The organism is Acidovorax sp. AC410 (assembly GCF_979253235.1).
Map to the genome: position 1 here is coordinate 2814545 of NZ_CEEDCG010000001.1, position 26259 is coordinate 2840803.

A 26259-nucleotide genomic window follows, 5' to 3' on the forward strand; every position below is an offset into this window, starting at 1 on the left:
GAAGCGTGCCAGACCGCCGCTGGTGCAATCTGGGAAACCAGGCACTGGAGGAACGTCCGGACTGCACAGGACAGCGTAGCAGCTAACGGCTGCCCACCGCGAGGTGAGGATCAGAGCAACAGAGACGAGTCTAGACAGGTGCCTGTACGAGGTGTTCTGTGAGGCGCCAGCGCAAGCTGGCGAGAGGACAGCGAGAGCTGTCCGAACCTGGCGAAAGCCAGGTCCGAACAGCCACCCCAAACAGGCAGCGGGCATGCCCGCAGCCTGTTTGGGGTGAAACGGGCAATCTCTACGCGCAGCAATACCAAGTAGGCCAACGTTGATGTGGTTCCGCAGAGTTGGCGGGTAGGTAGCATCGAGCCGTGGTGGCGACACCCGGCCCAGAGTAATGGCGGTCACGCCGCGGGCAACCGCGGTGCACAGAATCCGGCTTATCGGCGCGCTTCACACTTTTGAATTCAAATCCGCGGCGACGGCAGTCGTCAATGCTGCGCAGGCCTGCCCTGTGCAGGCGACACGCTGATCAGCCCCGCTTGGGGCAGTGCAAGGCATGCCCCTGTTCCAGTTCGGTGGCGCGCTCCACGGTGTCGGGGTGGCTGCTGAGCAGCGACCACACGGGGCCCAGTGCCTCCGGCGCCTTGGGTTCTGCGGTGGTGGATGCAGAGCCTTCGGCCGGTGCGCTGGCGCCTTCCTTGGCGGCGGTGGCGGCCTTCTTCTTGGCCGCTTTTTCTTCGTCGTCCTCGTCTTTCGCAATGGCCAGCAGCAGCTTGCCCATGGGTGCCGTGGGCAGCTTGGCGTGGCCCATGAGAGCGATGGCAAAGCAGTCTGCCTCGCGCTCGTGGTTGCGGCTGTAGGCCAGGCCCGTGAGCACCGATGCGCCGGTGGAGACGATGCCCGACACGTCGCCCAGCGCCAGCCCCATGCCCATCTGCAGCACGCCTTGCTGCACCACCATGCGCGTGGTGTGGCGGTTGGCCACGTGGCCGATCTCGTGGGCCAGCACGCCGATCAGGGCGTCGTCGCTGAGCCCCTTTTTCTCTGCCGCCTTGGCCAGGCCATCGGTCATCACCACCGTGCCGCCAGGCAGGGCGAAGGCATTCGCCCCCATGCCGGAGCGGAACGACAGTGTGTAGGTGGGGGCGTAGCCAGGGTATCGCTGCAGCTGGGTGGGCAACTGCTGCACCAGCGTGTCGAAGCGTGCCTTCAACTCGGCCTGGCGTTCCTGGGGCAGCTTGCTCGGTTTGAGCGTGCCCTTGTCCATCTGCGTGAGTACATTGCTGGCCACACTGGTTTCCCAGGACAGGGGCACGAAGCGCGTGAGTTCCGTGGCCGCCCAGGGCGTGCCATAGCGGTAGAACAGGGTCAGCCCGACGACGGCCACCGCCGTCACGCCGAGCAGCACCGGCCAGCGCGTCTGCATGCGCTCGGCCAGGCTGGGGCGGGCACCCGCCTCGGCCAGCGCAGCATGCCATTGGGCCACGGCGTCGATCTCCAGGCTGCCCTGGTCGCGCAGGTCCACCACCACCCGCTGCTGCGGGCGGCGCTCGCTCCAGGCTTCGGGCCAGCCCACCTCGCCCCAGTTGAAAACCGTCGGGGCCGCGCCGGGTTGTGACAGCGGGTGCAGCGCCAGCGATGGACCCTTGGGGGTGGGCTGCAGGCCCACGAGCACGGGTCGGGCCTGGCTGCTCAGCCCATCGAACCAGCGCCCTGGCACCAGGGTGCAGGTGGGTGTTGCAGCAGGGGAGAGGGGGGTGTTCATCAGCCGATCAGGTCCAGCCCAGCCGCATCGGCCAGCGCATCACCAATACCGCCTTCTTTCTGCTGGCGCACCATGGCACTGGTCACCTGGTCCACGCTGCCCTTGACGTGCAGGGTTACGGACTCGGCCTTCATGCGGTACTCGCTCACCCGTGCGAACGGGCGGTACAGGCCCAGAGTGAGCAGGGTCAGGAACAGGTTCTTGACGCGCAGCAGCACGAAACGCCCGGTGCGCAGCTGGCACTTGAAGCGCGCCACCTGGCTCAGGCCGATGTTGTCCCACATCAGTTGGAACATGCGGGCTTCGCGGTAGGCGCGTGCAGGCGCCGAAGTCAGGAGCAGCATGAAGATACCGCCGAATATGCCCACGACGATGGCCACCATGATCAAGGCGAACGAGCGGTCCTTGGCGTCGTCGATGAACAGTGCCGCAGTCCCGCCGGCCAGCACGCCCAGCAGCACGGAGACCCCCAGCACGAACAGCAGGAACACGGCGACCGTGGCCAGCCAGACCTTGATGAAATCCAGGTATACCGGTTTCCAGCGGCCGGCCTCGGCGCCCACCTGGGTGCGCAGCACCAGCAGGCTCTTGTAGTTGTATTCGAGGCGGATGAAGCACATCACCGACAGCAGCAGTCCCAGCACCAGCAGGCCCCAGATGCCGGCCGTCATGGTCGGCAGGTCGGCGTCGCCGCTCTCGTCGGCGGCCAGTTCCTGCAGGGCGCTGGCCGATTCGGGCGCCAGGTACTGGATGCCGAAGAACACGCCGAACCACACCAGGGCAATGGCGAACACCGGCCAACTGGCCTTGTACACCTCGCGCCACGAGGCGGTGAACTGCAGGCGCAGGCCGCGCCAGCGCGTGGAGCCCAGGCGAAAGCGCATGGCGCTGCCCCAGATGAAGGGGGACAGCAGTGCCCCGGCGAGCAGAAAGACCCCGACAGCCGTGTCCTGCCCGGTATTGACGGCGATCTGGTAGGCGATGCTGATCATCACCAGCACGATGAAGCCCTTGACCATGCGACCCTGCTGGGCCGTGAATTCGAGCGGGCTGCCGGCGACCATGGTGTGGCCGTAGAAATACTGCGCAGTGCGCCGCCGCGCCCAGGGCGTGTAGATGCCCAGGGTGAGGATGGTCAGCAGCACGTTGACGATCCATACCCGGAAGTATTCGCCGCCGCTGCCGGTGAATTCAAGCGGATGTGCACCGATCTCCTGCGCGAAGTTCGAGACGGGCGCCGCTCCTGCCCCTGATTGCTGATGGTCCATGGACTCCCTCCTGTTATGGCGGGCAGTGTATCAGCGGCCTGCGGCGGATCACCATCCCTCGAAATGGTGATTGCTCATTTATTGATAGCTAAAAATGGACGTTCAGAAACGCTCCCAGGGCTGCAGGTAGCGCCACTGGCCTTCGGGCACCTTGGCCAGCGGGACGCGGCCGATGCGGATGCGCTTGATCGCCACCACGCGCAGGCCCACGGCCTCGCACATGGCAGGAATCTGCCCCGGGCGGATGCCCTTGAGCGCAAAGCGCAGCCGCGTCTCGTTCTGCCAGCTCACCTTGATGGGGGGCAGGGCACGCCCGTTGAAGGACAGGCCGTGGCACAGCCGTTGCAGGCCGTTGGGGGCAATCTCGCCGGCCACCTCCACGATGCACTCCTGCTCCAGCGATTCGATGTCCTCGGCCAGCTTGCGCGCAATGCGCTTGTCCTGCGTAAAGACCACCAGGCCGCTGGCCTCGGTGGGCAGCGGGGTGAAGCATTCGAGTTGGCGGAAATGGCGCTGCAGCACGCGGATGCCCGAGGCGTCCTCGGGCAGGTGCGAAGCCACGGCGAGCAGCGTCACAGCGGGCGTCGCGCCCTGGCTGCGGCTCGCATGGGCGGCGCCCGCCTGGCCCGGCGCGCCCAGGCCCGCCTCGAATCCGGCGGGCTTGTGCAGCAGCAGGGTGACGGGGGTGAGCTCCAGCAGGCTCGCGTCGGGGTCTACGGTCACGCTCTGGTGCAGTGCCACGCGCGCGCCGGGCGCCTCGACCATGGCGCCCTCCACGCTCACGAAGCCGCCCTCGATGAATTGCTCGGCCGTGCTGCGCGAGCAGTTGAGTTGCTCGGCCACGCGCTTGGCCAGGCGCACATGGCCGGCTTCAGGGTTTTTTTCAGTCATTACCGGGTTCCATGGCGCGGATGCGTTCTACGTGGGCGAGCAGCGATCGCTGGGCCACGGGCCACATGCGTGGGGGCACATCGTCGTAGGCGTGGCGCACCCAGTCGTCCATGCTGCCCTGGGGCAGGGCCTGCATGGCGGCCAGCACCTTGGCCTCGCGCGCCAGGCGGTGGGCCTTGAGGCGGGCGATCGCGCTGCGTGCCTCGCCCAGCACATAGCCGTGCGCGGGCAGGATGAAGCTCACGCCATGGGCTTCGCAGGCCGCGTCCAGCGCGTCCAGCGAATCGAGGTAGTCGGCCATGTTGCCGTCCGGCGGGTCGACCACCGTGGTGCTGCCATTGAGGATGTGGTCGCCGCTGAACAGCAGGCCGTCCTCCTCCAGCAGCAGGCACAGGTGGTTGGCCGCATGGCCGGGGGTGTGGATCACCTGCAGGGTGTGGCTGGTGGCGGCATCGGCCACCGGGGCGGACAGCACCAGGCGCTCGCCATGGGCCAGCTCGCGCTCGGGCGTGAAGGCACTGGCCACGCGGGCCGTGGGGGCCGAGCGCAGGCCCAGGATGGGCGGGGCGCTCTGGCCAGCCTGCACGCACAGGGCCTGCAGCGGCGCCGCGCCGGGGGAGTGATCGGGGTGCGAGTGCGTGCAGACGATGGCGCGGATGTCGCCACCGGCGGCGCGCCAGAGCTTTTCCAGGTGCTCGGGGTCGGCCGGGCCGGGATCGATGGCGATATAACCCGTGGCCGGGTCGCCCACCAGGTAGCTGTTGGTGCCCGGGCCGGTCATCACGCCCGAATTGGGGGCCGTCAGGCGCTGCACGTTCTTCAGGAGCGGCACGGGGTGGTCGGTCTGCCAGTCGAGCGGGTGCACGATCTGCCCGTCCGGGCAGACCAGGGCCAGCTCGCCGAAGGGCATCTCGTCTTCCATGTAGCGCGCTTCCTTGCCACCCAGAAGACCCGCGCGCGGGCAACTGACCCACAGGGGATGTTCGTTGGCCAGCGCGCCGAGCACTGCGTCGGTGTTGCTGAACTTGGCCAGCCGCTGCAGCGTGCGGATGGTCGGGAAGATCATGAAGAACTGGCCCGCCTCGTGCCGCGCCAGCGCATCGGCCGGGCGCACCCACACGGGCTCGAACTGCTCTGCCTCGTCGGCCACCGGGGTCTGGCCCTCGGGCATGCGGGCAGCAAGAAACGGTACCTCGAAGCGGCGCGGCAGGTCGCGGTCGGCCGTCCAGTAGGCCAGCAGGTACACGCTGTCGGCCGCCAGGCGCAGGCCCCGGGCTTCGCATTGCGCGGCAAACGGCGCGCTGCGGTCCAGCGCGGCGATGTCCGCGGCATCGGCCATGCGGCCGTCGGCGTGGCGCGCCAGAAGCACGCCCAGCTCCTCGAAGCTTTCGCGGATGGCGGCGATCGCCTGGGTCAGGTGCAGATCGCTCTGGGCCGGTCGGCGGTCTGCCACCTGGTGCGACTGGGCATCGAGGGCATCGATGCCGCCACCCGGGAAGACGTAGGCGCCCGGGGCGAAGCTCGCGTTGGGCGAGCGCCGTGTCATCAGCACTTCCAGCGCCCCGTCGCCCTCGGCATCGCGCAGCAGCAGCACGGTGGCGGCCAGGCGGGTGGGTACGGGTTCGCGGTGGGGATGGAGTTGCTGGCTTGGGCGGGGCATGGGGCCATTATCCGGCTTTGACCCGCAGCCTGCCGGGCGCCGCAGGGGGAAAGCGCGGGGCTTTCCCGCGGATCAGTACTTGCCGGAGAGCAGGGCACCGGCATTCGGCACCCGGGTCTCGAGCCCCAGGCGCTTGAGCATGGCCCAGGTGGTGCAAGCGGCAGCGGACACCACGGGGATGCCCAACCGGTCCTGTGCCACCTGCACCGAGGCCAGCGAGGGCATCTGCACGCAGGCCGAGATCACCACCACGTCCACGCCGCGCGTGTCCAGGCGCTGCACGATCTGGGCCGGGGCCGCAGGGTCTTGTGCGCCCACCTCCAGGTTGTCGGCGATCTCCAGCGACAGGCTGTCGTGCACGGCGATGCCTTCGTGCTCGATGTAGTCCACCACCAGCTGGGTGAGCGGCTTCATGTACGGGGTGAGCACGGAGACCTTCTTCGCCCCCATGGCCTTGAGGCCCTCGACCAGGGCGCCGGCGCTCGACACCACGGGCGCTGGCTTGCCGTTGGCCACGGTGATCTCGTGCAGCCGCTTTTCGGACGTGCGGTGGTAGCCCAGGCCCATGCTCATGATGGCCACCAGGCAGGCATAGCCCATCACGTCCATCTTTCCATCCGACAACTCCAGCGCGCAGCGGTCGGAGTCGCGGTCCATGGCGGCCAGCTCTTCCTGGGTGACCTTCTGCATGCGCATGCGACTGGCATGGAAGCTGAAGCGCTCGGGCAGGATCTGCTCGCGGGCGCGCAGCATGGCGGGGATCTCGGTCTCCATGGTGGTGTTGGAGCTGGGCACGATCTGCCCGATGCGGTAGGTGCGTTGCATGGCGGTCTTTCAGGAAAAATGGGCAAGGCGCTGCCCTGCCCGGCGCGCGGGGCGCCGGGAATGGGATCACACGGGGGGAGGGGCTGTCGGTTCAGTCGGCCTTGATGCCGGCGCCCTTGATGGTCTTGGCCCAGTAGGCGGTCTCTGTTTTCACCAGATCACCCAGCGCCTCGGGCGCGAGGTAGCGCAGTTCGATGCCGGCGGCGTCGGCGCGCTGGCGCGTCTCGGGCATCTCCAAGGCTTTCTTGACGTCGGCCGTGAGCTTGCTGATCACCGCCGGTGGCGTGGCCGCCGGGGCGAACAGGCCCACCCAGGCTTCGAGTTTGAAGTCGGGCATGCCGGCCTCGGCCACCGTCGGCACATTGGGCAGGCCGGGGTGGCGTTTGGTGCCGGTCACGGCAAAGGCTTTGAGCTTGCCGCTGACCACATGCTGCATGACGGAGGGCGGCGTGGTGATGAACACCTGCACCTGGCCGGCCAGCACGTCGGCCACGGCCGGGCCCGAACCGCGGTAGGGGATGTGGGTCATGAAGGTGCCGCTCTGCTGCTTGAAGATCTCGGTGCCGATGTGCGAGAGCGAGCCGTTGCCTTGCGATGCGTAGTTCACCTTGCCCGGGTTTGCCTTGAGGTAGGCGATGAACTCCTTGAGGTTGTTGCCCGGCACCGAAGGGTGGGCCGCAATCACGTTGGTGGCCACGGTGAGCAGGGCCACGGGTGCGAAATCCTTGGCCTCCCAGGGCAGGCTGGGTGTCAGTGCCGGGTTGCCCACATGGTAGGCCGAGTACGAGATCAGCAGGTTGTAGCCGTCGGCCTTGCTGCGGGCCACGGCGCCATAGGCCACGTTGCCGCTGCCGCCGGCCTTGTTGTCGATCACCACCGGCTGGCCCAGCACGCGTGCCAGCGGCTCGTTGAGCAAGCGGGCCGAGGTGTCCACCACACCGCCGGGCGGGTTGGGCACTGTGAGCGTGATGGCCTTGCTGGGGAAGTTGTCCTGCGCCGAGGCCAGACCCGAAAGGGCCAGCGTGGCAGCCAGCAGGCTGTGCTTGATCGTCATGTTTGTCTCCGCCTGGATGTTGTAGTCAGGGTATTGTGGAAACAAGAGAACCCGCAGTCCAATATATTGTTGGTCTTGATCAAGACTTGAAAAGTATCAATGGAACTGCGGCACCTGCGCTACTTCATCGCCCTGGCCGAAGAGCTGAGCTTTACGCGTGCCGCGCAGCGCCTGCATGTCTCGCAGCCGCCGCTGAGCCTGCAGATCGCCCAGCTGGAGGCGGAACTGGGCGCGCAACTGTTCGTGCGCACCAGCCGGCGCGTGGAGCTGACGCTGGCCGGCCAGGCCTACCTGGTGGATGCGCGCGCGGTGCTGGAGCGGCTGGACACGGCTCGCCAGCGGGTGGCGGCCATCGGCCAGGGGCAGGCCGGGCGCATCGAGGTGGGGCTGTCAGGCTCGCACTTCCTCGGGCCATTTCCGGCGGCGCTGGCGCGCTACCGGCACAGCCACCCGGGCGTGGACGTGGTGCTGCACGAGATGCAGCCCTCGCTGCAGCAGGCGGCCCTGCGCGACAAGCGCATCGACGTGGGCATTTCGCGCACGGCGGTCAACGACGACCAGCTCGCGAGCACCCTGCTGTGGCCCGACCCCGTGGTGGCGGCCCTGCCGCCCGGCCACCCGCTGGCGGCGCGCAAGGCGCTGGCCTTGAAGGACCTGCGCAGCGAAGCCTTCGTGATGCTGCGCCGCGATTCATCGGCCCATGCCGAGCACATGGTGCAGTGCTGCGTGCAGGCCGGCTTTGCGCCCCGGGTGGCGCAGACCACGGTGGAGCTGGCGGCCCTGCTGAGCCTGGTGGCCGCAGGGCTGGGCGTGGCCCTGGTGCCGTCGTCCCTGGGCGCTCTGTTCGGGCCCCGCGTGGTGTTCAAGCCCCTGGGCGCCAAGGCGCCGCGCGCCGACGTGCATGCGGTGCAGCGGCGCGACGACCTGCTAGGCGTGGTGCCGGCCTTTGTGCGTGTGGTGGGCGGCTGAAAGGATCAATCCCAGGAAGGTGCGAGGCCTTCGGGGTCGACCAGGCGGCCACCGCGGTCAAGCGCGGCGATCTGCGCCATATCGGCATCGCTCAGGCGCAGATGCTGCGCCTTCAGGTTGCTGGCCAGGTTCTCGCGCCGGGTGGACGAAGGGATCACCGCGTAGCCCAGTTGCAGCGCCCAGGCCAGTGCCACCTGGGCCGTGGTGGCCTGATGCGCGCGGGCAATGGCTTCGATCACCGGATCGTTCAGCACCTTGCCGTAGGCGAGCGTCATGTACGAGGTGATGGGGATGCCCTGGCTTCTCGCGAAGTCAGCCACGCTGCGGTTCTGCAGGTAGGGATGCAGCTCCACCTGGTTGGTGGCGATGGCGCCCGCGCCCACGGCGGCAATGGCCTCTCGCATCAGCGCCACGGTGAAGTTGGAGACGCCGATCTGCCGCGCCAGGCCCTGGGCCTTGGCTTCGGCCAGTGCGCCCATGTACTCGGCCATGGGCACGGTAGCGCCGGGTGAAGGCCAGTGGATCAGCGCCAGGTCCACCTGTTCGGTGCGCAGCTTGGCGAGGCTGTCCTTGAGGCTGGGGATGAGCTTGTCCGCCGCCAGGTTCTCGGTCCAGACCTTGGTGGTGATGAACAGCGCGCTGCGTGGCACGCCGCTTTCGGCAATGGCCTGGCCGACCTCGGCCTCGTTGCCGTAGATCTGCGCGGTGTCGATGGCGCGGTAACCCAGGTCGAGCGCGTTGCGCACCGAGTCGATGACGACCCGGTCCTTGAGGCGAAAGGTACCCAGGCCGAAGGCGGGGATGGAAGAAGAATGCATGAAGAAAGACTCCGTTTGGATGTGCAGGAAAAAGGGTGATCAGTGGCTAACCGGGACCGGGCCACTGGAGCGAACGGGGATACCGGCGCGCCGGTCCAGCACGCCGCTGTAGTGCGTCAGGGCCAGGGAGCCCAGCACCACCACGGCGCCGATCCAGGGTGTGTGCATCAGGCCCAGGTGCGTCACGATCAGGCCACCGGCCCAGGCGGCACCGGCAATGCCCAGGTTGAAGGCAGCGATGTTCAGGCCCGAGGCCACGTCCACCGCCTGCGGCGTGAAGCGCTCGGCCTGCTTGACCACGTACACCTGCAGCCCGGGCACATTGCCGAACGCCACGGCGCCCCAGAGCAGCACGGTCACCAGCGCCAGCCAGGGGTGCGGCGCGGTGAACTGCAGCAGCAGCAATACGGCGGCCAGCAGTGCGAACACGATGCGCAGCGCAGGGATGGGGCCCAGCCGGTCGGCCAGCCGGCCGCCCCAGATGTTGCCCACGGCGACCGACACGCCGTAGACCAGCATCACCCAGCCCACCGCGCCGGCGCTGAAACCCGAGATGTCGGTGAGGATGGGCGCGAGGAAGGTGAAGGGGATGAAGGTGCCGCCGTAGCCGATGGCTGTCTTGGCATACACCAGCAGCAGGCGTGGCTCGGCCAGCACCTTGGCCTGCTGCAGCAGCGAGGCCGGTGGCGTGTGGGCGATATTGCGCGGCACGAAGAGTGCGCTGCCGATGAAGGCGACCACGCCCAGGGCCGAGACGGCCAAAAAGGTCTCGCGCCAGCCGAAGTGCTGGCCGATGAAGGTGCCCAGCGGCACGCCCGTGACCAGCGCCACGGTGAGCCCGGTGAACATGATGGCAATGGCGCTGGCGGCTTTTTCGCGCGGCACCAGGCCCGTGGCGATGGTCGAGCCGATGGAGAAGAACACCCCGTGCGCCAGGCCGGTGAGGATGCGCGCGGCCACCAGCGATTCGTAGCTAGGTGCCTGCCAGGCCAGCAGGTTGCCGGCGGTGAACAGGGCCATCAGCGACAGCAGCAGCGCCTTGCGCGGCAGCTTGCCGGTCAGCGCGGTGAGCACCGGGGCACCGATGGCGACCCCCAGGGCATACAGGCTCACCAGCAGGCCCGCCGAGGGGATGCTGATGGACAGGTCGGCCGCCACGGTGGGCAGCAGGCCAACGATCACGAACTCGGTCGTGCCGATGGCGAAAGCGCTGAGCGTCAGCGCGAGCAAGGCAATGGGCATGGAAACACTCCTGTGGCAATGGGAAGGAGTGTGGGGTTTTCAGTCTTGCAGAAAAAGACGGTTACGCTCGATAGATAGTTGACTGTGAATCAACAATCAAAGATCGTTAGACCCATGAAAACCACCCTGGAAGAGCTGCAGGCCTTTGTCGCCGTGGTCGATGGCGGCTCGATCACCGCTGCCGCTGACCAACTGGGCCAGACGGTCTCGGGCATCAGCCGCGCGCTGGCGCGGCTGGAAAAGAAGCTCGACACCACGCTGCTGCGCCGCACCACGCGGCGCACCGAGCTGACCGAGGAGGGGCAAGCCTTTTTGCAGCGCACGCGCGCCATCCTCGCGTCCATCGACGATGCCGAGGAAAGCATGGCCGCGCGGCGCCAGCAGCCCGCTGGCCGGCTGCGCGTGAATGCGGCCACGCCCTTCATGCTGCACGCCGTGGTGCCGCTGGTACCGGCGTTCCGCGCGGCCTATCCGCAGATCACGCTGGAGCTCCATACGGACGAGATGTACATCGACCTGCTGGAGCGGCGCACGGACATAGCCATTCGCATCGGCCAGTTGCGCGACTCCACGCTGCATGCGCGCCCGCTGTGTACCAGCCGCCTGCGCGTGCTGGCCAGCCCCGGCTACCTGGCGCGTGCCGGCAAGCCCAAAAGCGTGGCCGAACTCTCCGGGCACACGCTGCTGGGCTTCAACGAGCCTGAGTCGCTCAACCGCTGGCCGCTGCGCGGCGCGCATGGAGACGAGTGGCCCATCGTGCCCAGCCTCACCGCGTCGAGCGGAGAAACATTGCGCCAGCTGGCGCTGGAACATGTGGGCCTGGTGTGCCTGTCGGATTTCATGACCGCAGCCGACCGCGATGCCGGCCGCCTGGTGCAGGTGCTGGCGCGCGAGACGGTGGACGTGCGCCAGCCCATCAACGCGGTGTATTACCGCAATACGCAGCTGGCCGCGCGCATTGCGTGCTTCCTGGACTTTCTCCAGGAAAGGATGGCTTAGCCCCGCGCGGGGATGTTCAGGCCCTTGATCACGGCCGGGCGCGCCACGAAGGCGTCGAGCACGCGCTTGACTTCCTTGAACTGGTCGAACTCCACCAGCTCGCCCGCGCCATAGAAGCCCACCAGGTTGCGCACCCAGGGCAGGATGGCGATGTCGGCAATGGTGTAGGTGTCGCCCATCACCCACTGGCGGCCGGCCAGGCGCTGGTCCAGCACCGCGAGCAGGCGCTTGGACTCTGCCACGTAACGGTCGCGCGGGCGCTTGTCTTCGTAGTCCTTGCCGGCGAACTTGTGGAAGAAGCCGAGCTGGCCGAACATCGGGCCCACGCCGCCCATCTGCCACATCACCCACTGCAAGGTTTCATAGCGGGCAGCGGCGTCCTCGGGCACCAACTTACCGGTCTTGTCGGCCAGGTACAGCAGGATGGCGCCCGACTCGAACAGCGCCAGCGGTTGGCCGCCCGGGCCGTCAGGGTCGAGGATGGCAGGGATCTTGTTGTTGGGGTTGAGCGACAGGAACTCGGGCGAGGTCTGGTCGTTGGTCTCGAAACTCACCAGGTGCGGCTCGTAGGGCAGGCCCAGTTCTTCGAGCGCGATCGAGGCCTTCACGCCGTTGGGCGTGGGCAGCGAGTACAGCTGGATGCGGTCCGGGTGCTGGGCCGGCCACTTGCGGGTGATGGGGAAAGCGGAAATGTCTGCCATGGGCTCCTCGTTCGTTGTTTTCAAAGACGCGTTAGCCTAAACCGCTTGGCCGCCCTGTGCTGGATGGGGGCATTGCCATTGCCACGGAGGTTGGCAGGGCTGCCCCGCCACCGACGATAATCCGGGCATGAAGATCCACTTCACCAAAATGCAGGGCGCGGGCAACGACTTCGTCGTGCTCGACGAGACCCGCGCGCGGCTGAACCTCACGGCTGGCCAGTACCGCTACCTGGCGGACCGCCATTTCGGCGTGGGCGCCGACCAGATCCTCACCGTGCGGCCCTCGCCCGCTGCGGGCATCGACTTCGAATACGTGATCCACAATGCCGATGGCGGCGAGGTGGGCCAGTGCGGCAATGGCTCGCGCTGCTTTGCACGCTATGTGCGCGACAAGGGCCTGACGGACAAGGACACCATCCGCGTGCAGACCCTGAGTGGCGTGCTCTCGCCGAAGCTCAATGCCGACGGTCGGGTCACGGTGGACATGGGTGTGCCGGTGCTCGACGAGCCCCGCGTGCCCTTCGATGCCACAGCCCTTACCCCCACGGTGCAGGGCTCCGGCCGCACCTGGCCCCTGGCGTTCGACGTGCAGGGCATTCCCGTCACCGTGCAGGTGGCCGTGGTCTCCATGGGCAACCCGCATGCGGTGCAACTGGTGGACAGCGTGGACACGGCCCCGGTGGGCCTGTGGGGCCCGCTGATCGAAAGCCACTCGCGCTTTCCGGAGCGTGTGAACGCGGGCTTCATGCAGATCGTGGGCCGTGGCCACGTGCGCCTGCGGGTGTTCGAGCGTGGCACGGGCGAGACCCTGGCCTGCGGCTCGGGCGCCTGCGCGGCCGTGGCCGCCGGCATCCGCCTGGGGCTGCTCGACAATGAGGTGCATGTGGACATGCACGGCGGGCGCCTGACCATCGCCTGGAGCGGCGAGGACACCGATTCCCTTTTCATGACCGGCCCGGCCACCACCGTATTCGAAGGCCAGATCGACATTCCGGACGCAGCATGACCAACCCCAGCACCCATATCCCACCCATCACCGAAGACGATATCGCCCGCTTCCTGGAGAACACGCCCGGCTTCTTCGAGCGCCACGCCGAAGTGCTGGCCAGCGTGCAGATCACCAGCCCCCATGGCGCCCGCGCCGTGAGCCTGCAGGAGCGCCAGGCGGAGATGCTGCGCGAGAAGATCAAGGGCCTGGAGCACCGCGTGATGGACATGGTGCGCAACAGCGGTGAGAACACCGCCATTGCGGCCAAGGTACACCAGTGGACCAGCGCGCTGCTGCAGGTCAAGGACCCGTTCGACTTGCCCGAGGCGGTGGTGGAAGGCATCCGCACCCTGTTCGACGTGCCCCAGGCCACCGTGCGCGTGTGGGAAGTGGCTGGCCCCTATGTGGATGCCGATTTCGCCCAGGGCGCGAGCGAGGACGCGCGGGCCTTCGCCTCGTCGCTGACCATGCCTTTCTGTGGCCCCAACCTGGGTTTCGAGCCCGCCGGCTGGCTCAGCGCGATCGATGGTGTGCAGGCCCAGTCCCTGGCCCTGCTGCCGCTACGCCAGGGCGCCATCGACAGTGCCACGCCGGCCTTCGGGCTGCTGGTGCTGGGCTCGCACGACCCCCAGCGTTTCGATGCCACCATGGGCACCGAATTCCTCTCGCGCATTGCCGAGCTGGCCAGCTCGGCGCTGGTGCGCCTGCGCTGACCTGCCAGGCGGACGGCTGCCTACGTGACCACCGCCGCGTCCATCGCCCCTGACGCCGGCACCCCGGCGCCAGATCCACTGGTGCTGCGCTACCTGGAGCATGTGCGGGTGGAAAAACGCCTGGCGGCGCGCACGCTCACGCTCTATACACTGGACCTCGAAAAGCTCGCGCAGTTCGCAGCCGGCGTGGGCCTGCCCCTGCTGCAGCTGCAGACGGCGCACATCCGCCGCTTCGTCGCGCAGATGCACAGCGGCGGGCGCAGCGGGCGCGGCATTGCGCTCATCCTCTCGGGCTGGCGCGGCTTTTTCATCTGGGCCGGGCGCCAGGGCCTGGTGCCGCACAACCCGGTGCAGGACGTGCGCGCGCCCAAAGCGCCCAAGCCCCTGCCCAAGGCCCTGGGCGTGGACGACGCCGTGCGCCTGGCTGAATTCGACAACACCGGTGCCGACCCCTGGCTGGAGGCGCGCGATGCGGCCATGGTGGAGCTGCTCTACGGCTGCGGTCTGCGCGTGGGTGAACTCGCGGGGCTCGATGCCGTGGCCAGCGCTGACACCGAGCGCCACGGACGGGGCTGGATCGACCTGCAGGCCGGAGAGGCCCACGTCTTCGGCAAAGGCAGCAAGCGGCGCAGCGTGCCGGTGGGAAAATCCGCGACCGAGGCGCTCTCGGCCTGGCTGGCGCTGCGTGCCGGGCCGTTCGGCGGTGAGGGTTCGGCGCGCATGGATGCCGCGCTGTTCCTGGGCCAGCGCGGCGCGCGGCTCACGGCGCAGTCCATCTGGCTGCGCCTGCGCCAGCGCAGCCAGCAGGCGGGGCTGACCACGCCGGTGCATCCACACATGCTGCGCCATTCTTTCGCCAGCCACCTGCTGCAGTCCAGTGGCGACCTGCGTGCCGTGCAGGAATTGCTCGGCCACGCCAACATCACCACCACGCAGGTCTATACGCGCCTGGATTTCCAGCACCTGGCCAAGGTGTACGACGCGGCGCATCCAAGGGCCAGGCGCAAGCCAGGCTCCGAATAGTCCAGGCTCAGTCCGCCGTCACCGGCTGCGCGGCAATGAAGGCGGTCACCGCCGCCAGATCCAGCGGCCGGGCAAAGTAGAAGCCCTGGCCCGTCACGCAGCCCAGGCCCTGCAGCAGATGGGCCTGCTCGGCGGTCTCGATGCCCTCGGCCGTGGTCTCCATGTGCAGCGCCTGCGCCAGTTCGATCACCGAATGCACGATGGCCTCCGACTCGGGGCTGCCCTCGATGGGGGCGATGAACGAGCGATCGATCTTGAGCCGATCAAACGGAAAGCTGCGCAGGTAGGCCAGCGAGGAGTAGCCCGTGCCAAAGTCATCCAGCGCAATGCGCACACCCGCATGGCGCAGCCGGTGCAGCGTGGTCATCACGTCGTCCGTGTCCTGCAGAAAGACCGACTCGGTGATCTCCAGCTCCAGCCGCGCCGGGGGCAGGCCGCAACGCTCCACCACGGAGAGGATCTTCTCGGCCAGCAGGGCATCGTCGAACTGGCACACCGAGAGGTTGACCGACATCACCAAGTCGCCCGGCAACTGGCGGGCGGCCTGGCAGGCATGCTCCAGCACCCACAGGCCGATGTCGCGGATCAACCCGGCCTCTTCGGCCACGGGGATGAACTCCACGGGCGACACGCTGCCAAAGCGCGCGCTGGTCCAGCGCAGCAGGGCCTCCAGCCCCGCGATGCGGCCCGAGGCCAGGTGCCATTGCGGCTGGAAGGCCAGATGCAGCTCACCCTGGGCCAGGGCGGTGCGCAGGCCGTCTTCGAGTGCGATGCGCCGGTGGGCGCGCTGGTCCATCTCGATGGAAAAGAACTGCACCTGTCCGCGCCCGCGCTGCTTGGCTTCGTACAGCGCCAGGTCGGCATGGTGCAGCAGGGCGTCCACGTGGTTGCCGTCGTGCGGCAGGAAGGCGACGCCGATGCTCAGGTGCGGCGTGATGGCCAGGCCCGAGAGATCGCAGGGCTGCTCGATGGCGCGCAGCAGGCGTTCGCAGAACACCTGCACCTCGGCACGCATGCTGGCGCCGTCCAGCAGGATGGCGAACTCGTCCCCGCCCAGGCGGGCCACCAGGTCGCGGCTGCGCACCTGCTGCGCCATGCGCTGCGCCACGGTCTTGAGCAGCAGGTCGCCGTTGCCGTGGCCGTAGGCATCGTTGACCCGCTTGAAGTTGTCCATGTCCAGGCACAGCAGAGCGGCACCACCGGCGCCAGCACTGTCCAGCGCGCAATGCTGCTGCAGGCGGTGCTGGAAGTGGCGCCGGTTGGCCAGCCCGGTCAGCACGTCGAAGTGCGCCAGGCGGTGCATCTCGTCCTCGGCATGCTTCTTGTGGGTGATGTCCACACCCACGCCGCGCCAGTCCTGCTGTGTCTGGTCCAGGCGCCAGATGGGCTTGGCGGTAAGCGCCCACCAGCGCAACTGGCCGCCGATCACGAGGGGGACCAGCAGGTCGCGAAAGGGCTGCGGCCCTTCCAGTGCCTTGTGCAGCGCATGGAGGTAGCTGGCCGGGTCCACGCCATGGGTGGCACCCTGGTGGGTGCGGGCGATCAGCTCCACCAGGCCCAGTTCGGGGTCGTTCTGGCGGCTGTAGCACAGGGCCTGGTCCAGGCGGTTGGACGAGTGGCGCAGCGTGCCCTCGCTGGAAACCTCCCAGAGGAAGTCGCTGGTGTTCTCCTCGAAATCACGCAGCAGCAGGCCCACGATCTGCTGCTGGTGGGCGGCATCGGCCTCGGCCGCCAGGCGCGATCCATAGGAGCGGGCCATCACGCGCACCGAGGCGATCACCACCAGGCCATAGGTCACCAGCAGCACCAGCAGCGTTACCGTGCCCGGCTGGTCGGCCGCCCGCGCCAGCCCCATGGCCGAGCCCCCCGCGAGCAGCAGCACATAGCTCAGCGCCGCCTCGGGCACCGTCACCAGCGCGAAGCCCCCGGCGCAGATCATTCCGCAGCTGATCGCCAGGATCATCATCTGGTCCGGCGCCGAGGCCGAAGCGAAGAGTGTCGCCGGTATGGCGCCCCACAGCAGGCCCAGCACGCCGGCGTGCCGGGCAGCGCGCTGGATCGCCTTCTTCGAGGCCAGCAGCCGGGGAGGGTGGTTGCGTGCGCGCTGCCAGGCACGCAGTCCCTGTGCCGCCACAAACAGCAGCGCCAGCATCCAGACCCAGAGCCAGGGGGGCACCGTGGCCAGGCGCCAGGTGATGAAGCACCCGTTGAAGACGTTGACGGCCATGGCCAGCGGGGTCAGGCGCAGCATGGCCTGCAGCTGCTGGGCGCGAAAGCTCGCGGCCAGCGGTTCATCGGCCTCGTAGGGGGCCAGCCATTGCTGCACGCGCGCGGGCAGGAGTGTCAAAAGGCGGGGTTCTGCCATGCAGGCGGGTCCGTTGGGGCAGCCACCGGCCCTCTGGGCTTGGCGGCTGCGTCATCACACAGGTTTCGGCAAAACACACTTTGCAACCATTGTGCACCCTCGGCTGTGTGCCTGCCCAGGGGTCAAACCAGGGGCCGCTGCGGTCCGTTGCGTCGACCGCACGGCGTGCAGGCATGCGTATGCACGGCCGGCCGGGAACCTTTGGCGCCGTGGCGGGCTCCGAGCGCTGTGGCCGTGCAGCGCAGGGCCACGCGAAAAGCCGCTCAAGAGACAACCATAGGAGAAGAATTGATGGGACGCTGGATCAAGGCCAACAAGGGATTCCTGGTGCTATTGATGTGCTTCGGCCTGTTCCGCACAGCGGTGGCGGACTGGAACCCCATTCCCTCGGGCTCGATGCGGCCCAACCTGGTCGAGGGCGACGTGGTGTTCGTCAACCGCCTGGCCTACAACGTGAAGATTCCCCTGACCGACGTGGTGCTGGCCCCGATGGGTGAGCCGCGGCGCGGCGACGTGGTGACCTTCTCTTCACCGCTGGACGGCACGCGTCTCATCAAGCGCCTGGTGGCGGTGCCCGGCGATACGGTGGAGATGCGCGACGAAGTGCTCATCATCAACGGCGAAGCTGCCCAGTACGACGCACCGCAGGCGCTGCAGGAGGCCGTGGGCCTGGGCCGCACCGTCGATGCCACCCGCCTGACGGAGCAGGTACAGGGCCATGAGCGCCGGGTGCAGTGGCTGCACGGCGTGACGGCGCGCAGCAGCTTCGCTCCGCTGACGGTGCCCGCGGGTGAGTACCTGGTGCTGGGTGATAACCGGGACAACAGCGCCGATTCGCGCTACATCGGCCTGGTGCCGCGCCACCTGCTGATCGGCCGAGCGCTCGGTGTGCTGGTGTCGGCCGATACCGACCGCTATTTCATGCCGCGTTTCGAGCGGTTCGGCAAGGCGCTTTGACAGTCCGCTGACACTGGCTGCGGATGGTGTCCGCACATGCCGCTTCCTGCGGGATCAGCCGTTCAGGAGTGCTGGGCGAACGCTTGTGCCCGGCAGCGCCAGTGTCGGGGGGCGCATTCCCGGCAGCTTGAACACTGCCACTGTCGCCACCAGCCCGTGGGCCTGGTGGCTCAGCCCGGCAGCCGCAGCGGCCATTTCCTCGACCAGCGCGGCATTTTGCTGGGTGACCTGGTCTATCTGCGCCACCGCCTCTTTGATCTGGTCGACACCCGTGCTTTGCTCGCCGCTGGCCGCACTGATCTCTCCCATGATGTCGGTGACCTGGCGGATGGAGTCGACCACCTGGCCCATGGTCTGGCCCGCACGGTCAACCAGCGCCGTACCGATTTCGACGCGCTCCACGCTGGCACCGATCAGGGTCTTGATCTCGCGTGCCGCTGCTGCGGCACGGCCCGCGAGGTTGCGCACTTCCGTGGCCACCACGGCAAAGCCCCGGCCCTGTTCGCCCGCACGGGCGGCCTCCACCGCAGCATTGAGTGCCAGGATATTGGTCTGAAAGGCGATCAAGTCGATCACGCCAATGATGTCGGCGATCTGGGCCGAGCTTTCGTTGATGCGTTTCATGGTGTCGACCACTTCGGCAACCACGGCGCCGCCCTGGCGTGCCACGGTGGAGGCGCAGAGTGCCAGTTCGTTGGCCTGGCGAGCGCTGTCGGCGTTCTGGCGCACGGCGCAGTTCAGCTCTTGCATGGATGCCGCCGTCTCTTCGAGGGCGCTGGCCTGTTCTTCCGTGCGCGAGGAGAGGGCGGTGTTTCCCTGGGCTATTTGCTCGGCCGCACTGGCCACGCTTTCAGAGCTCTGGTGTACCAGGGAGACCATGGCCGCCAGGCTCTCCTGCATGCGTTTGAGCTGTGCCATCAGGCTGCTGGTGTCCCCGCTCTTGAGCGCGATGGGCACCGTGAGGTCGCCGTGCGCCACGCTGCGCGCCAGGTGGACGGCGGCGCTGGGCTCGGCGCCCAACTGGCGGATGATGCTGCGTGTCACCAGGTAGCCCAATACCAGGGTGAACGCCAGGCCCATGGCAATCGCGCTGGCCACGAAAAGCCGGGTGCCGCGATAGGACTCCACAGCGCGCTTGTATTCTGTGTGCGCGGTATCGAGTTGCACCTGCACCAGGTCCCCGAGCACGTTCTGCAATGGATCCAGCGCGGGGTACATGTCCCTGGCGGCAAACGCGGTCAGGGCTGCTGTATCGCCACGCTGGAGGTGGGCCTTCAGGGCTGCGACGGCCGCGTCCGCCGTGGGCTGCAATTGCCGGAACTGCTCGACCAGGCGCGTTTCCTGGGGCACCAGGCTGGTGGCGAGGTAGGCACTCCAGTGGTCGTTGATGTCCTGGGTCGCCTTGCCAATGGAATCGAGGCCCTGTTGGGCCGTCAATGCGCCGTCACGGACCTTGTGCGCCGTATCCACGATGTTGACCGCATAGGCGTCCGACACGAGCTTGATCTGCTTGAGTGGAACCACGCGGTCCTGGTAGACCGTGTCGAGACCCGCATTGGATCGCTGCATGCCCATCAAGCCCGCGCAGCCGATCACGACGGTCAGCGCGCACAGCACCACCAGCAGCAGCGACAGGCGGGTGGACACTTTCATCTGGTGGAGGTTCATGGCATCGGACCGGTTGGTTGATCGGAGTTCCGGAGCGGGGGGCGGTGCGCAGCGTGGAAAAGGGGCCCTGCGTCGCGTGGGGTGGTGGAGTGAAACTCCGGTAGAAACGTCGGCGTTTTGTACCACTTAAGGTCTTTGCTGGCGAAAGGAAATTGGCAACCCTTTCGGGTGAGGGTCCCACAGGGCGGGAGCTTGTTTCTTGTGTCCCATCTGGTGGTGTTGGGGCGCGCAGCGTTGTGAGCGGGGGGGCGGAGGGAATGTGGTGCGCAATGCGGTCCCCAGCCGGCACAATCGGGCCCATGAAAACCCTTCGCCTTCGCCCTGGCAAGGAGCGCTCGCTCCTGCGCCGCCATCCCTGGATCTTCGAGTCGGCCATCGCCAAGGGCGGCGGCGACAGCGGCGAGACGGTGCGCGTCGAGTCGCACGAGGGCCAGTTCCTGGCCTGGGCCGCGTTCAGCCCCAGTTCGCGCATCCGCGCGCGGGTGTGGAGCTTCGACGAGGCGCAGCGCATCGACGAGCCCTTCTTCATCGCCGCCTGTGCGCGCGCCATCATCGCCCGCGCCCGGTTCGACGTGCAGAGCGACGGCATCCGTCTGGTGCATGGCGAGTCCGACGGCCTGCCGGGCCTGATCGTGGACCGCTACGGCGACACACTGGTGGCGCAGTTCACGAGTGCCGGCACCGAGCGCTGGAAAGGCGTGCTGGCCGATGCCCTGCTGCGCGAAACCGGCCTCACCCGTCTGTACGAACGCTCCGATGCGAGCGTTCGCACCCTGGAGGGGCTGGAGCCCGCTACCGGCTGGTTGCGCGGCGGCCCGGTGGCCGGTGCCGAGGCACCCCCGGTGGAGCTGACCATCCACGAGCACCAGTGGCAGCTTACGCTCAACATCGCCGAAGGCCACAAGACCGGCTTCTACCTGGACCAGCGCGACAGCCGCAAGCGCTTTGCCGACTATGCGCGCCGCCTGGGCTTCCAGCACGTGCTCAACTGCTTTTGCTACACCGGTGGCTTCAGCGTCGCGGCGTTGGCCGGCATGCGGGCGGCCGAAGCGGCGGGCGGCCCGGGTGGTGGCCACGTGACTTCCATCGATTCGTCCGGCCCCGCGCTGGAGCGGGCGCGCGCCCACGTGGTGCTCAATGGCTTCGACGTGAACCGTGCGAGTTTTCTCGATGCCGACGTGAACGCCTCGCTGCGCCAGTTCCTCAAGGAGGGACAGCGTTTCGACGCCATCGTGCTCGACCCGCCCAAGTTCGCGCCCACCGCAGCGCATGCCGAGCGTGCCGCGCGCGCCTACAAGGACATCAACCGCCTGGCGCTGCAGTTGCTCACGCCCGGCGGTGTGCTGTTCACCTTTTCGTGCTCGGGTGGCATCAGCGCCGACCTGTTCCACAAGATCGTGGCCTCGGCCGGTGCCGACGCCGGGGTGGACGGCTACATCGTCGAGCGCCTGGCGGGCGCGCCCGACCATCCGATGACGCTGGAGTTCCCGGAGGGCGAGTACCTCAAGGGGCTGGTGGTGATGCGCAAATCCTGAAGCACAGCGCCCCGTGTCCGCGCACTAACGCAACTTCCTTACATCAAGGAATGCGTTTTTGCTCCTGTATCAATAGCTGAGAATACATGACTGGCATTTGATAGGGCGGGAAAAGTAGGTGTATCCATCGGGGCGGGGTCCCGGTGTGGTCTTGATTTCGTGGCTAAACTTCCGCAAGTTGTCCCCCTGGCACCCGTATCCTTTTCTAGGCTTTTCCCATGTCCCTCATTCCTGCGACCATCCTCACCGGCTTCCTGGGCTCGGGCAAGACCACCCTGCTCAAGCGCTTGCTCAGCGAAGCCCACGGCCAGAAGATCGCCGTGATCGAAAACGAGTTCGGCGAAGAGAACATCGACAACGACATCCTGGTGACCGAGTCCAAGGAGCAGATCGTGCAGATGAGCAACGGCTGCATCTGCTGCACCATCCGCGAGGATCTGCGCGAGACGCTGCAACTGCTGGCCGCGAAGAAGCGCAAGGGCCTGCTCGATTTCGACCGCATCGTGATCGAGACCACCGGCCTGGCCGACCCCGGCCCCGTGGCGCAGACCTTCTTCATGGACGAGGAGATCGCCGAGACCTACCTGATCGACTCCATCGTCACGCTGGTGGATGCCAAGCACGCACCCCAGCAGCTCAATGGCCGCCAGGAGGCACGCCGCCAAGTGGGCTTTGCCGACCAGATCTTCCTGTCCAAGACCGACCTGGTGAGCGCCGAAGAGACCGACGCCCTGATCCACCGCTTGAAGCACATGAACCCGCGTGCGCCCATCAAGGCCGTGCATTTCGGCGAAGTGCCGCTCAAGGAAGTGCTGGACCTGCGCGGCTTCAACCTCAATGCCAAGCTCGACATCGACCCCGACTTCCTCAAGGAAGAGGGCGCCCACGACCACCACGACCATGGCCATGACCACCATGACCATGAACACGGCGAGCACTGCGACCATCCATCGCACGGGCATGGCGGCCACGGGCACCACCACCACCACGATGACGACGTCAAGAGTTTCGTCTTCCGCTCGGTGCGGCCATTCGATCCGGCCAAGCTCGAGGACTTCCTGGGGGCCATCGTCAATATCTACGGTCCGCGCATGCTGCGCTACAAGGGCGTGCTGTACATGAAGGGCACCGAGCGCAAGGTGATCTTCCAGGGCGTGCACCAGCTCATGGGCAGCGACCTGGGGCCGCAGTGGGCCGAGGGCGAGGAGCGCCTGAGCAAGATGGTCTTCATCGGCATCGACCTGCCCAAGGACATCCTCCTGCAGGGCTTGGAACAGAGCCTGGTCTGACCGGGCGTGGCGGTGGGCGCGGGATTGTCAAAGACTGTCGCGGTCCCCCGACGCCCCGGATTTCCCTCTGGATGGGGTGATATGGGGGGCAAGTTGTGTCGTATCTGCAACGTTTTCGTTTGCGCCAGCCCAGGTCGATACAATCGCGCCCCGGTAAAACCCCGGAAGGCTTGCCATCCGCCCTTGGCTGCCAGCGCAGCCTGGGCCCGCCCGTATAGCGAGGAGACCAGGAAGTGAAAGCCGAAACCAGCAAATCCAAGGCGGCTGCGAAAGCAGCCCCGAGCGCGGGTAAAAGCGCTGCCGCCCCAGCGGCAGCCAAAGCTGCTGCAAAGGCCCCTGCCAAGGCTGCTCCCAAGGTGACAGCCGCCCCGGTACCCGTCGCCCCCGCCCCTGCCCTGCAGGCGGGATCCCATGTACCCGTGCGCACGACCCGGCCTTCTTCCCGATTGGCCCAATTGACCGTACCATCCATGGCACAGGCAACGGCTTCCACCGCTGCCAAAGCCAGCTACCAACAGACCATGCCCACGACCGCGCAAGTGCATCCCACTTTCACTGCTGCCAAAAAAGACCCCAAGCTGGCCAACAACTGGAAAGCCAAGACGGCCCAGGAGCTGACCGACGCGGAAGTCCTGGCCATGCCTGACAGCGAATACATGAACGACAAGCAGATGGCGTTCTTTCGCCTGAAGCTGGTCCAGCTCAAGCAGGACATCCACAACAGTGCCGGTGAAACCACCGAACACCTGCGTGAAGACACCGTGGTGGTGCCGGACCCTGCCGACCGCGCCACCATCGAGGAAGAGCACGCCCTGGAGTTGCGCACGCGTGACCGCGAGCGCAAACTGCTCAAGAAGATCGAACAGTCCATCGCCCGCATCGATGCAGGCGACTATGGCTACTGCGACGAGACCGGCGAGCCCATCGGCGTCGGCCGCCTGATCGCACGTCCCACGGCCACGCTGTCGCTGGAAGCGCAGCAACGCCGTGAACTCAAGCAGAAAATGTTTGGTGACTGAAGTCTGCCCGGCCTGAACACATCCCTGCGCACGCACCCTCTCTCGCCTACCCCATGAGCAAGGAAGAAACCACGCCCGGCGGCCTGCTGTCCAAGATGGTGCGGTTTGTGCGCAACCCGACGACGAACTGGACCGAGCTCGACTCACTCCAGGATGACCGGGAGAGCCAGTACAGCAAGCAGATGCTCAAGGAGATGATCGAGCGCAAGCGCCGCAACGATTTCGTGCGCCGCCGCGAGTTCGATCAGCTGCGCAAGCTGCGCCAGCGCGAGGTGCTGCAAGGCCAGCGCACCGAGGACCCCACCGCGCGACCTTCGTTCTTCCAGAGCAGCATGGCCTCGCCCGACGAGCGCGCGGTGACGCTCAAGAAGATCGACGAGATCGAGGCGCAGATGTCGCAGCAGTGGTGGAAGAGCAAAGCCAATGGCGATGCTCCCACCCAGCCTGCGGATTTTCGCGGGGAGGACGAGGCCGCCGCACGCGCCTTCGCGCCCACCGCGCCGGTCAGCCTGGCCGCGCCCATTGCTGCCGCCCCTGCGGCGGTCAAGCCCCTTTTTGACGACGACAGCATGGCGATCGGCCAGTTTGGCGGCACCGATGCGACCATGCGGGGGGAGCCGCCGCGGCAGGACGTACTGGCATCGTTTGACCCGAGTCCGGCACCAACGCCCGAAACCGCATCCGCACCGGAGGAATTCGTGCACGAACCCGACCTTGAAGAAGCCGCTATCCGCTTCGCCAATGGCGATCACGCGGGGGCGGAGTCCGGCTTGCTCGATGTGCTGGCCCAGCACCAGCAGGACGACCCGGCGCAGCAGCTGGAAATCTGGATGACGCTGTTCGACCTGTACCGCGCTACAGGCCAGCATGATCGCTTCGACACCCTGGCCATCGACTTTGCCGCCGGCTTCAGCCGCTCGGCACCCCTGTGGTTCTCCATGCCCGAACAACTTGGCCTGGTGCAGGAGCAAGAGCCCAAGGCGGGCATGGCGCGCCGCGATTTCAGCTGGAACGCGCCCGCGCGCCTCACGGTGTCATCCGTGGCGGCGCTGCAGGCGTCCATCGAACGCTCTGCCGCGCCCTGGACCCTGGCGTGGACACGCATCGCCGGCATCGACGATGCCGCCGTGCCCCTGCTGGCCGACCAGTTCACCAAATGGGCGGACCGCGCGGGCCAGTTCGTGTTCTCGGGCGTGGACCGGCTCACCACCCTGATGGAGATCATGACCCAGTCGGGCGACCGGGCCTCGGGCCCCGAGTGGTGGCGCCTGCGCATGGCTGCGCTGCGCCTGATGGGCCGGCCGGACGAGTTCGAACTGGTGGCGCTCGACTACTGCGTGACCTACGAGGTGTCCCCGCCGTCCTGGGTTGCGCCCAAGATGGGTTACTCGGACGACGCCACTGCAGCCAGCAGCCAGGCGGCGGCGCCCGCCGAGCGCGACATGCTGGCATCGGATTTTGGTTTTGATGCATCCATTCCTGCAACGCTGGACACCGCCCCCGTGGCATCGCTCAGCGGCCATATCGATGGCGATGCGACCCCGCTGCTGGAGCCCTTCCAGGCGCTGATGCGCCCCGGGATGCCGCTCGTGGTGTCCTGCGACAAGCTGATCCGCGTCGACTTTGCCGCGGCCGGCTCGGTGCTCAACTGGGCCGCAGAGCAGCAGGGCCAGGGCCACGAAGTGCATTTCCACAACCTGCAGCGCCTGGTGGCCATCTTCTTCAACGTGATCGGCATCAGCGAGCACGCTTGGGTCCTCCCCCGCAAGAACTGACGGGCTGTCCGTCGGGGCCTGCGCTGGGCGTGGGCGTTGCCCTGGCTTGAAAGCAGTGCCGGCGCCCCCATCTGCGGCAGCTATGGACTCCTCTCACAACCACCCGGTGTTTCATGGCACCACCATCCTGAGCGTGCGCCGCCAGACCCCGTCCGGTGTGCAGGTCGCCATCGGCGGCGACGGCCAGGTCACCCTGGGCAACATCGTCGTCAAGGGCTCGGCCCGCAAGGTGCGCAAGCTGCACCATGGCAAGGTGCTGGCCGGCTTTGCCGGTGCCACGGCCGATGCGTTCACGCTGTTCGAGCGCTTCGAGGCCAAGCTCGACAAGCACCAGGGCCACCTGGTGCGCGCCGCCATTGAATTGACCAAGGACTGGCGCACCGACCGGGTGCTGCGGCGCCTGGAAGCCATGCTGGCCGTGGCCGACCTGGAGGCCTCGCTCATCATCACCGGCAACGGCGACGTGCTGGAGCCCGAGCAGGGCATCGTCGCCATCGGCTCGGGTGGGGCCTACGCCCATTCGGCCGCCAAGGCGCTGCTCAACCATACCGATCTGCCGGCGCAGGATATCGTCAAGAAGTCCCTCGAAATCGCGGGTGAGCTGTGCATCTACACCAACATGCACCACACCATCGAAACACTGTGAGTGCCTCGCCCGGCGCGCCAGCCCCGGGCCTTTCCCTTCATGGTGCCGGCCGCAGTGTGCTGTGGCGGCCGGTCCCCCCTTGCTACCAGGCGGAT

General features: G+C 67.3%; 22 protein-coding genes and 1 other RNA gene. 12 read left to right on the plus strand and 11 right to left on the minus strand.

The genetic code is table 11. The features are described 5' to 3' along the window. An RNA gene (gene rnpB, locus AC0IZS_RS13125) (RNase P RNA component class A) lies at positions 1-450 on the plus strand. A 73-nt stretch (positions 451-523) separates the two neighbouring features. On the opposite strand, the gene AC0IZS_RS13130 is transcribed toward rnpB, so the two are convergent. The 6 genes from AC0IZS_RS13130 to AC0IZS_RS13155 form a co-directional block, all read right to left on the minus strand. Beyond that, positions 524-1759, minus strand: coding sequence for a M48 family metallopeptidase (locus tag AC0IZS_RS13130; RefSeq protein ID WP_471636015.1), 1236 nt, complete (start codon positions 1757-1759; stop codon positions 524-526). Further along, entirely contained in the window at positions 1759-3027 is a 1269-nt protein-coding gene (locus AC0IZS_RS13135; protein ID WP_471636016.1) for a YjgN family protein, read from the minus strand. The genes AC0IZS_RS13130 and AC0IZS_RS13135 overlap by 1 nt, the downstream gene beginning before the upstream one ends. A 102-nt stretch (positions 3028-3129) precedes the next feature. After that, the gene (locus AC0IZS_RS13140) at positions 3130-3918 is read right to left on the minus strand and encodes an rRNA pseudouridine synthase (protein ID WP_471636017.1); all 789 of its coding nucleotides are present in this window, start codon (positions 3916-3918) and stop codon (positions 3130-3132) included. Continuing rightward, positions 3911-5578 carry an MBL fold metallo-hydrolase gene (locus AC0IZS_RS13145; protein WP_471636018.1) on the minus strand — a complete coding sequence of 556 codons (1668 nt, stop codon included), beginning with the start codon at positions 5576-5578 and terminating at the stop codon, positions 3911-3913. Before AC0IZS_RS13145 ends, AC0IZS_RS13140 begins: the two co-directional genes overlap by 8 nt. Before the next feature lie 72 nt (positions 5579-5650). Beyond that, positions 5651-6403, minus strand: a complete 753-nt coding sequence (locus AC0IZS_RS13150) for a maleate cis-trans isomerase family protein (protein WP_471636019.1) — start codon at positions 6401-6403, stop codon at positions 5651-5653. Positions 6404-6494: 91 nt separating this feature from the next. Beyond that, positions 6495-7457 carry a Bug family tripartite tricarboxylate transporter substrate binding protein gene (locus tag AC0IZS_RS13155; protein ID WP_471636020.1) on the minus strand — a complete coding sequence of 321 codons (963 nt, stop codon included), beginning with the start codon at positions 7455-7457 and terminating at the stop codon, positions 6495-6497. Between the two features lie 99 nt (positions 7458-7556). Here AC0IZS_RS13155 and AC0IZS_RS13160 point away from each other — a divergent pair, with 99 nt between their 5' ends. Continuing rightward, positions 7557-8426, plus strand: coding sequence for a LysR substrate-binding domain-containing protein (locus AC0IZS_RS13160; RefSeq protein ID WP_471636021.1), 870 nt, complete (start codon positions 7557-7559; stop codon positions 8424-8426). Positions 8427-8431: 5 nt separating this feature from the next. Here the strand turns inward: AC0IZS_RS13160 and dkgB are convergent, their stop codons facing one another. After that, complete coding sequence (dkgB, locus tag AC0IZS_RS13165; RefSeq protein WP_471636022.1) at positions 8432-9244, minus strand: 2,5-didehydrogluconate reductase DkgB; 813 nt, start codon at positions 9242-9244, stop codon at positions 8432-8434. Positions 9245-9283: 39 nt separating this feature from the next. Continuing rightward, a complete protein-coding gene (locus tag AC0IZS_RS13170) occupies positions 9284-10486 on the minus strand; it encodes an MFS transporter (RefSeq protein WP_471636023.1) in 1203 nt (400 codons plus the stop codon). Positions 10487-10600: 114 nt separating this feature from the next. Here AC0IZS_RS13170 and AC0IZS_RS13175 point away from each other — a divergent pair, with 114 nt between their 5' ends. Then, positions 10601-11485 (plus strand): LysR substrate-binding domain-containing protein, encoded by an 885-nt coding sequence (locus tag AC0IZS_RS13175; RefSeq protein ID WP_471636024.1) that lies wholly within the window; start codon positions 10601-10603, stop codon positions 11483-11485. On the opposite strand, the gene AC0IZS_RS13180 is transcribed toward AC0IZS_RS13175, so the two are convergent. Next, positions 11482-12186: a glutathione S-transferase N-terminal domain-containing protein gene (locus AC0IZS_RS13180; protein ID WP_471636025.1), complete on the minus strand. Its 705-nt coding sequence runs from the start codon at positions 12184-12186 to the stop codon at positions 11482-11484. The two genes, AC0IZS_RS13175 and AC0IZS_RS13180, sit on opposite strands and share 4 nt — an antisense overlap. A 127-nt stretch (positions 12187-12313) precedes the next feature. Here AC0IZS_RS13180 and dapF point away from each other — a divergent pair, with 127 nt between their 5' ends. From dapF to AC0IZS_RS13195, 3 genes are read left to right on the plus strand one after another with little or no spacing between them, the layout of a single operon-like run. Further along, the gene (gene dapF / locus AC0IZS_RS13185) at positions 12314-13192 is read left to right on the plus strand and encodes a diaminopimelate epimerase (RefSeq protein ID WP_471636026.1); all 879 of its coding nucleotides are present in this window, start codon (positions 12314-12316) and stop codon (positions 13190-13192) included. Further along, complete coding sequence (locus tag AC0IZS_RS13190) at positions 13189-13887, plus strand: DUF484 family protein (protein ID WP_471636027.1); 699 nt, start codon at positions 13189-13191, stop codon at positions 13885-13887. Before dapF ends, AC0IZS_RS13190 begins: the two co-directional genes overlap by 4 nt. A 24-nt stretch (positions 13888-13911) precedes the next feature. Beyond that, positions 13912-14910 carry a tyrosine recombinase XerC gene (locus AC0IZS_RS13195; RefSeq protein ID WP_471636028.1) on the plus strand — a complete coding sequence of 333 codons (999 nt, stop codon included), beginning with the start codon at positions 13912-13914 and terminating at the stop codon, positions 14908-14910. Positions 14911-14917: 7 nt separating this feature from the next. On the opposite strand, the gene AC0IZS_RS13200 is transcribed toward AC0IZS_RS13195, so the two are convergent. Beyond that, complete coding sequence (locus AC0IZS_RS13200; protein ID WP_471636029.1) at positions 14918-17275, minus strand: putative bifunctional diguanylate cyclase/phosphodiesterase; 2358 nt, start codon at positions 17273-17275, stop codon at positions 14918-14920. A gap of 291 nt (positions 17276-17566) precedes the next feature. Between AC0IZS_RS13200 and lepB the strand changes: the two genes are divergently transcribed. Further along, entirely contained in the window at positions 17567-18232 is a 666-nt protein-coding gene (gene lepB, locus AC0IZS_RS13205; protein ID WP_471636030.1) for a signal peptidase I, read from the plus strand. Positions 18233-18286: 54 nt separating this feature from the next. On the opposite strand, the gene AC0IZS_RS13210 is transcribed toward lepB, so the two are convergent. Next, entirely contained in the window at positions 18287-19900 is a 1614-nt protein-coding gene (locus tag AC0IZS_RS13210) for a methyl-accepting chemotaxis protein (protein ID WP_471636031.1), read from the minus strand. Between the two features lie 299 nt (positions 19901-20199). On the opposite strand from AC0IZS_RS13210, the gene AC0IZS_RS13215 reads away from it, so the two are divergent. From AC0IZS_RS13215 to hslV, 5 genes are all read left to right on the plus strand, one after another. Continuing rightward, a complete protein-coding gene (locus AC0IZS_RS13215; RefSeq protein WP_471636032.1) occupies positions 20200-21435 on the plus strand; it encodes a class I SAM-dependent rRNA methyltransferase in 1236 nt (411 codons plus the stop codon). A gap of 218 nt (positions 21436-21653) precedes the next feature. Then, the gene (locus AC0IZS_RS13220; protein WP_471636033.1) at positions 21654-22724 is read left to right on the plus strand and encodes a CobW family GTP-binding protein; all 1071 of its coding nucleotides are present in this window, start codon (positions 21654-21656) and stop codon (positions 22722-22724) included. Positions 22725-22957: 233 nt separating this feature from the next. After that, on the plus strand, positions 22958-23743 hold the full coding sequence (gene dksA, locus AC0IZS_RS13225; RefSeq protein WP_471636034.1) for an RNA polymerase-binding protein DksA: 786 nt from the start codon (positions 22958-22960) through the stop codon (positions 23741-23743). 53 nt (positions 23744-23796) lie between these two features. Then, positions 23797-25518 carry an STAS domain-containing protein gene (locus AC0IZS_RS13230; protein WP_471636035.1) on the plus strand — a complete coding sequence of 574 codons (1722 nt, stop codon included), beginning with the start codon at positions 23797-23799 and terminating at the stop codon, positions 25516-25518. Between the two features lie 82 nt (positions 25519-25600). Further along, positions 25601-26164: an ATP-dependent protease subunit HslV gene (gene hslV / locus AC0IZS_RS13235; RefSeq protein WP_471636036.1), complete on the plus strand. Its 564-nt coding sequence runs from the start codon at positions 25601-25603 to the stop codon at positions 26162-26164. Positions 26165-26259: the final 95 nt, after the last annotated feature.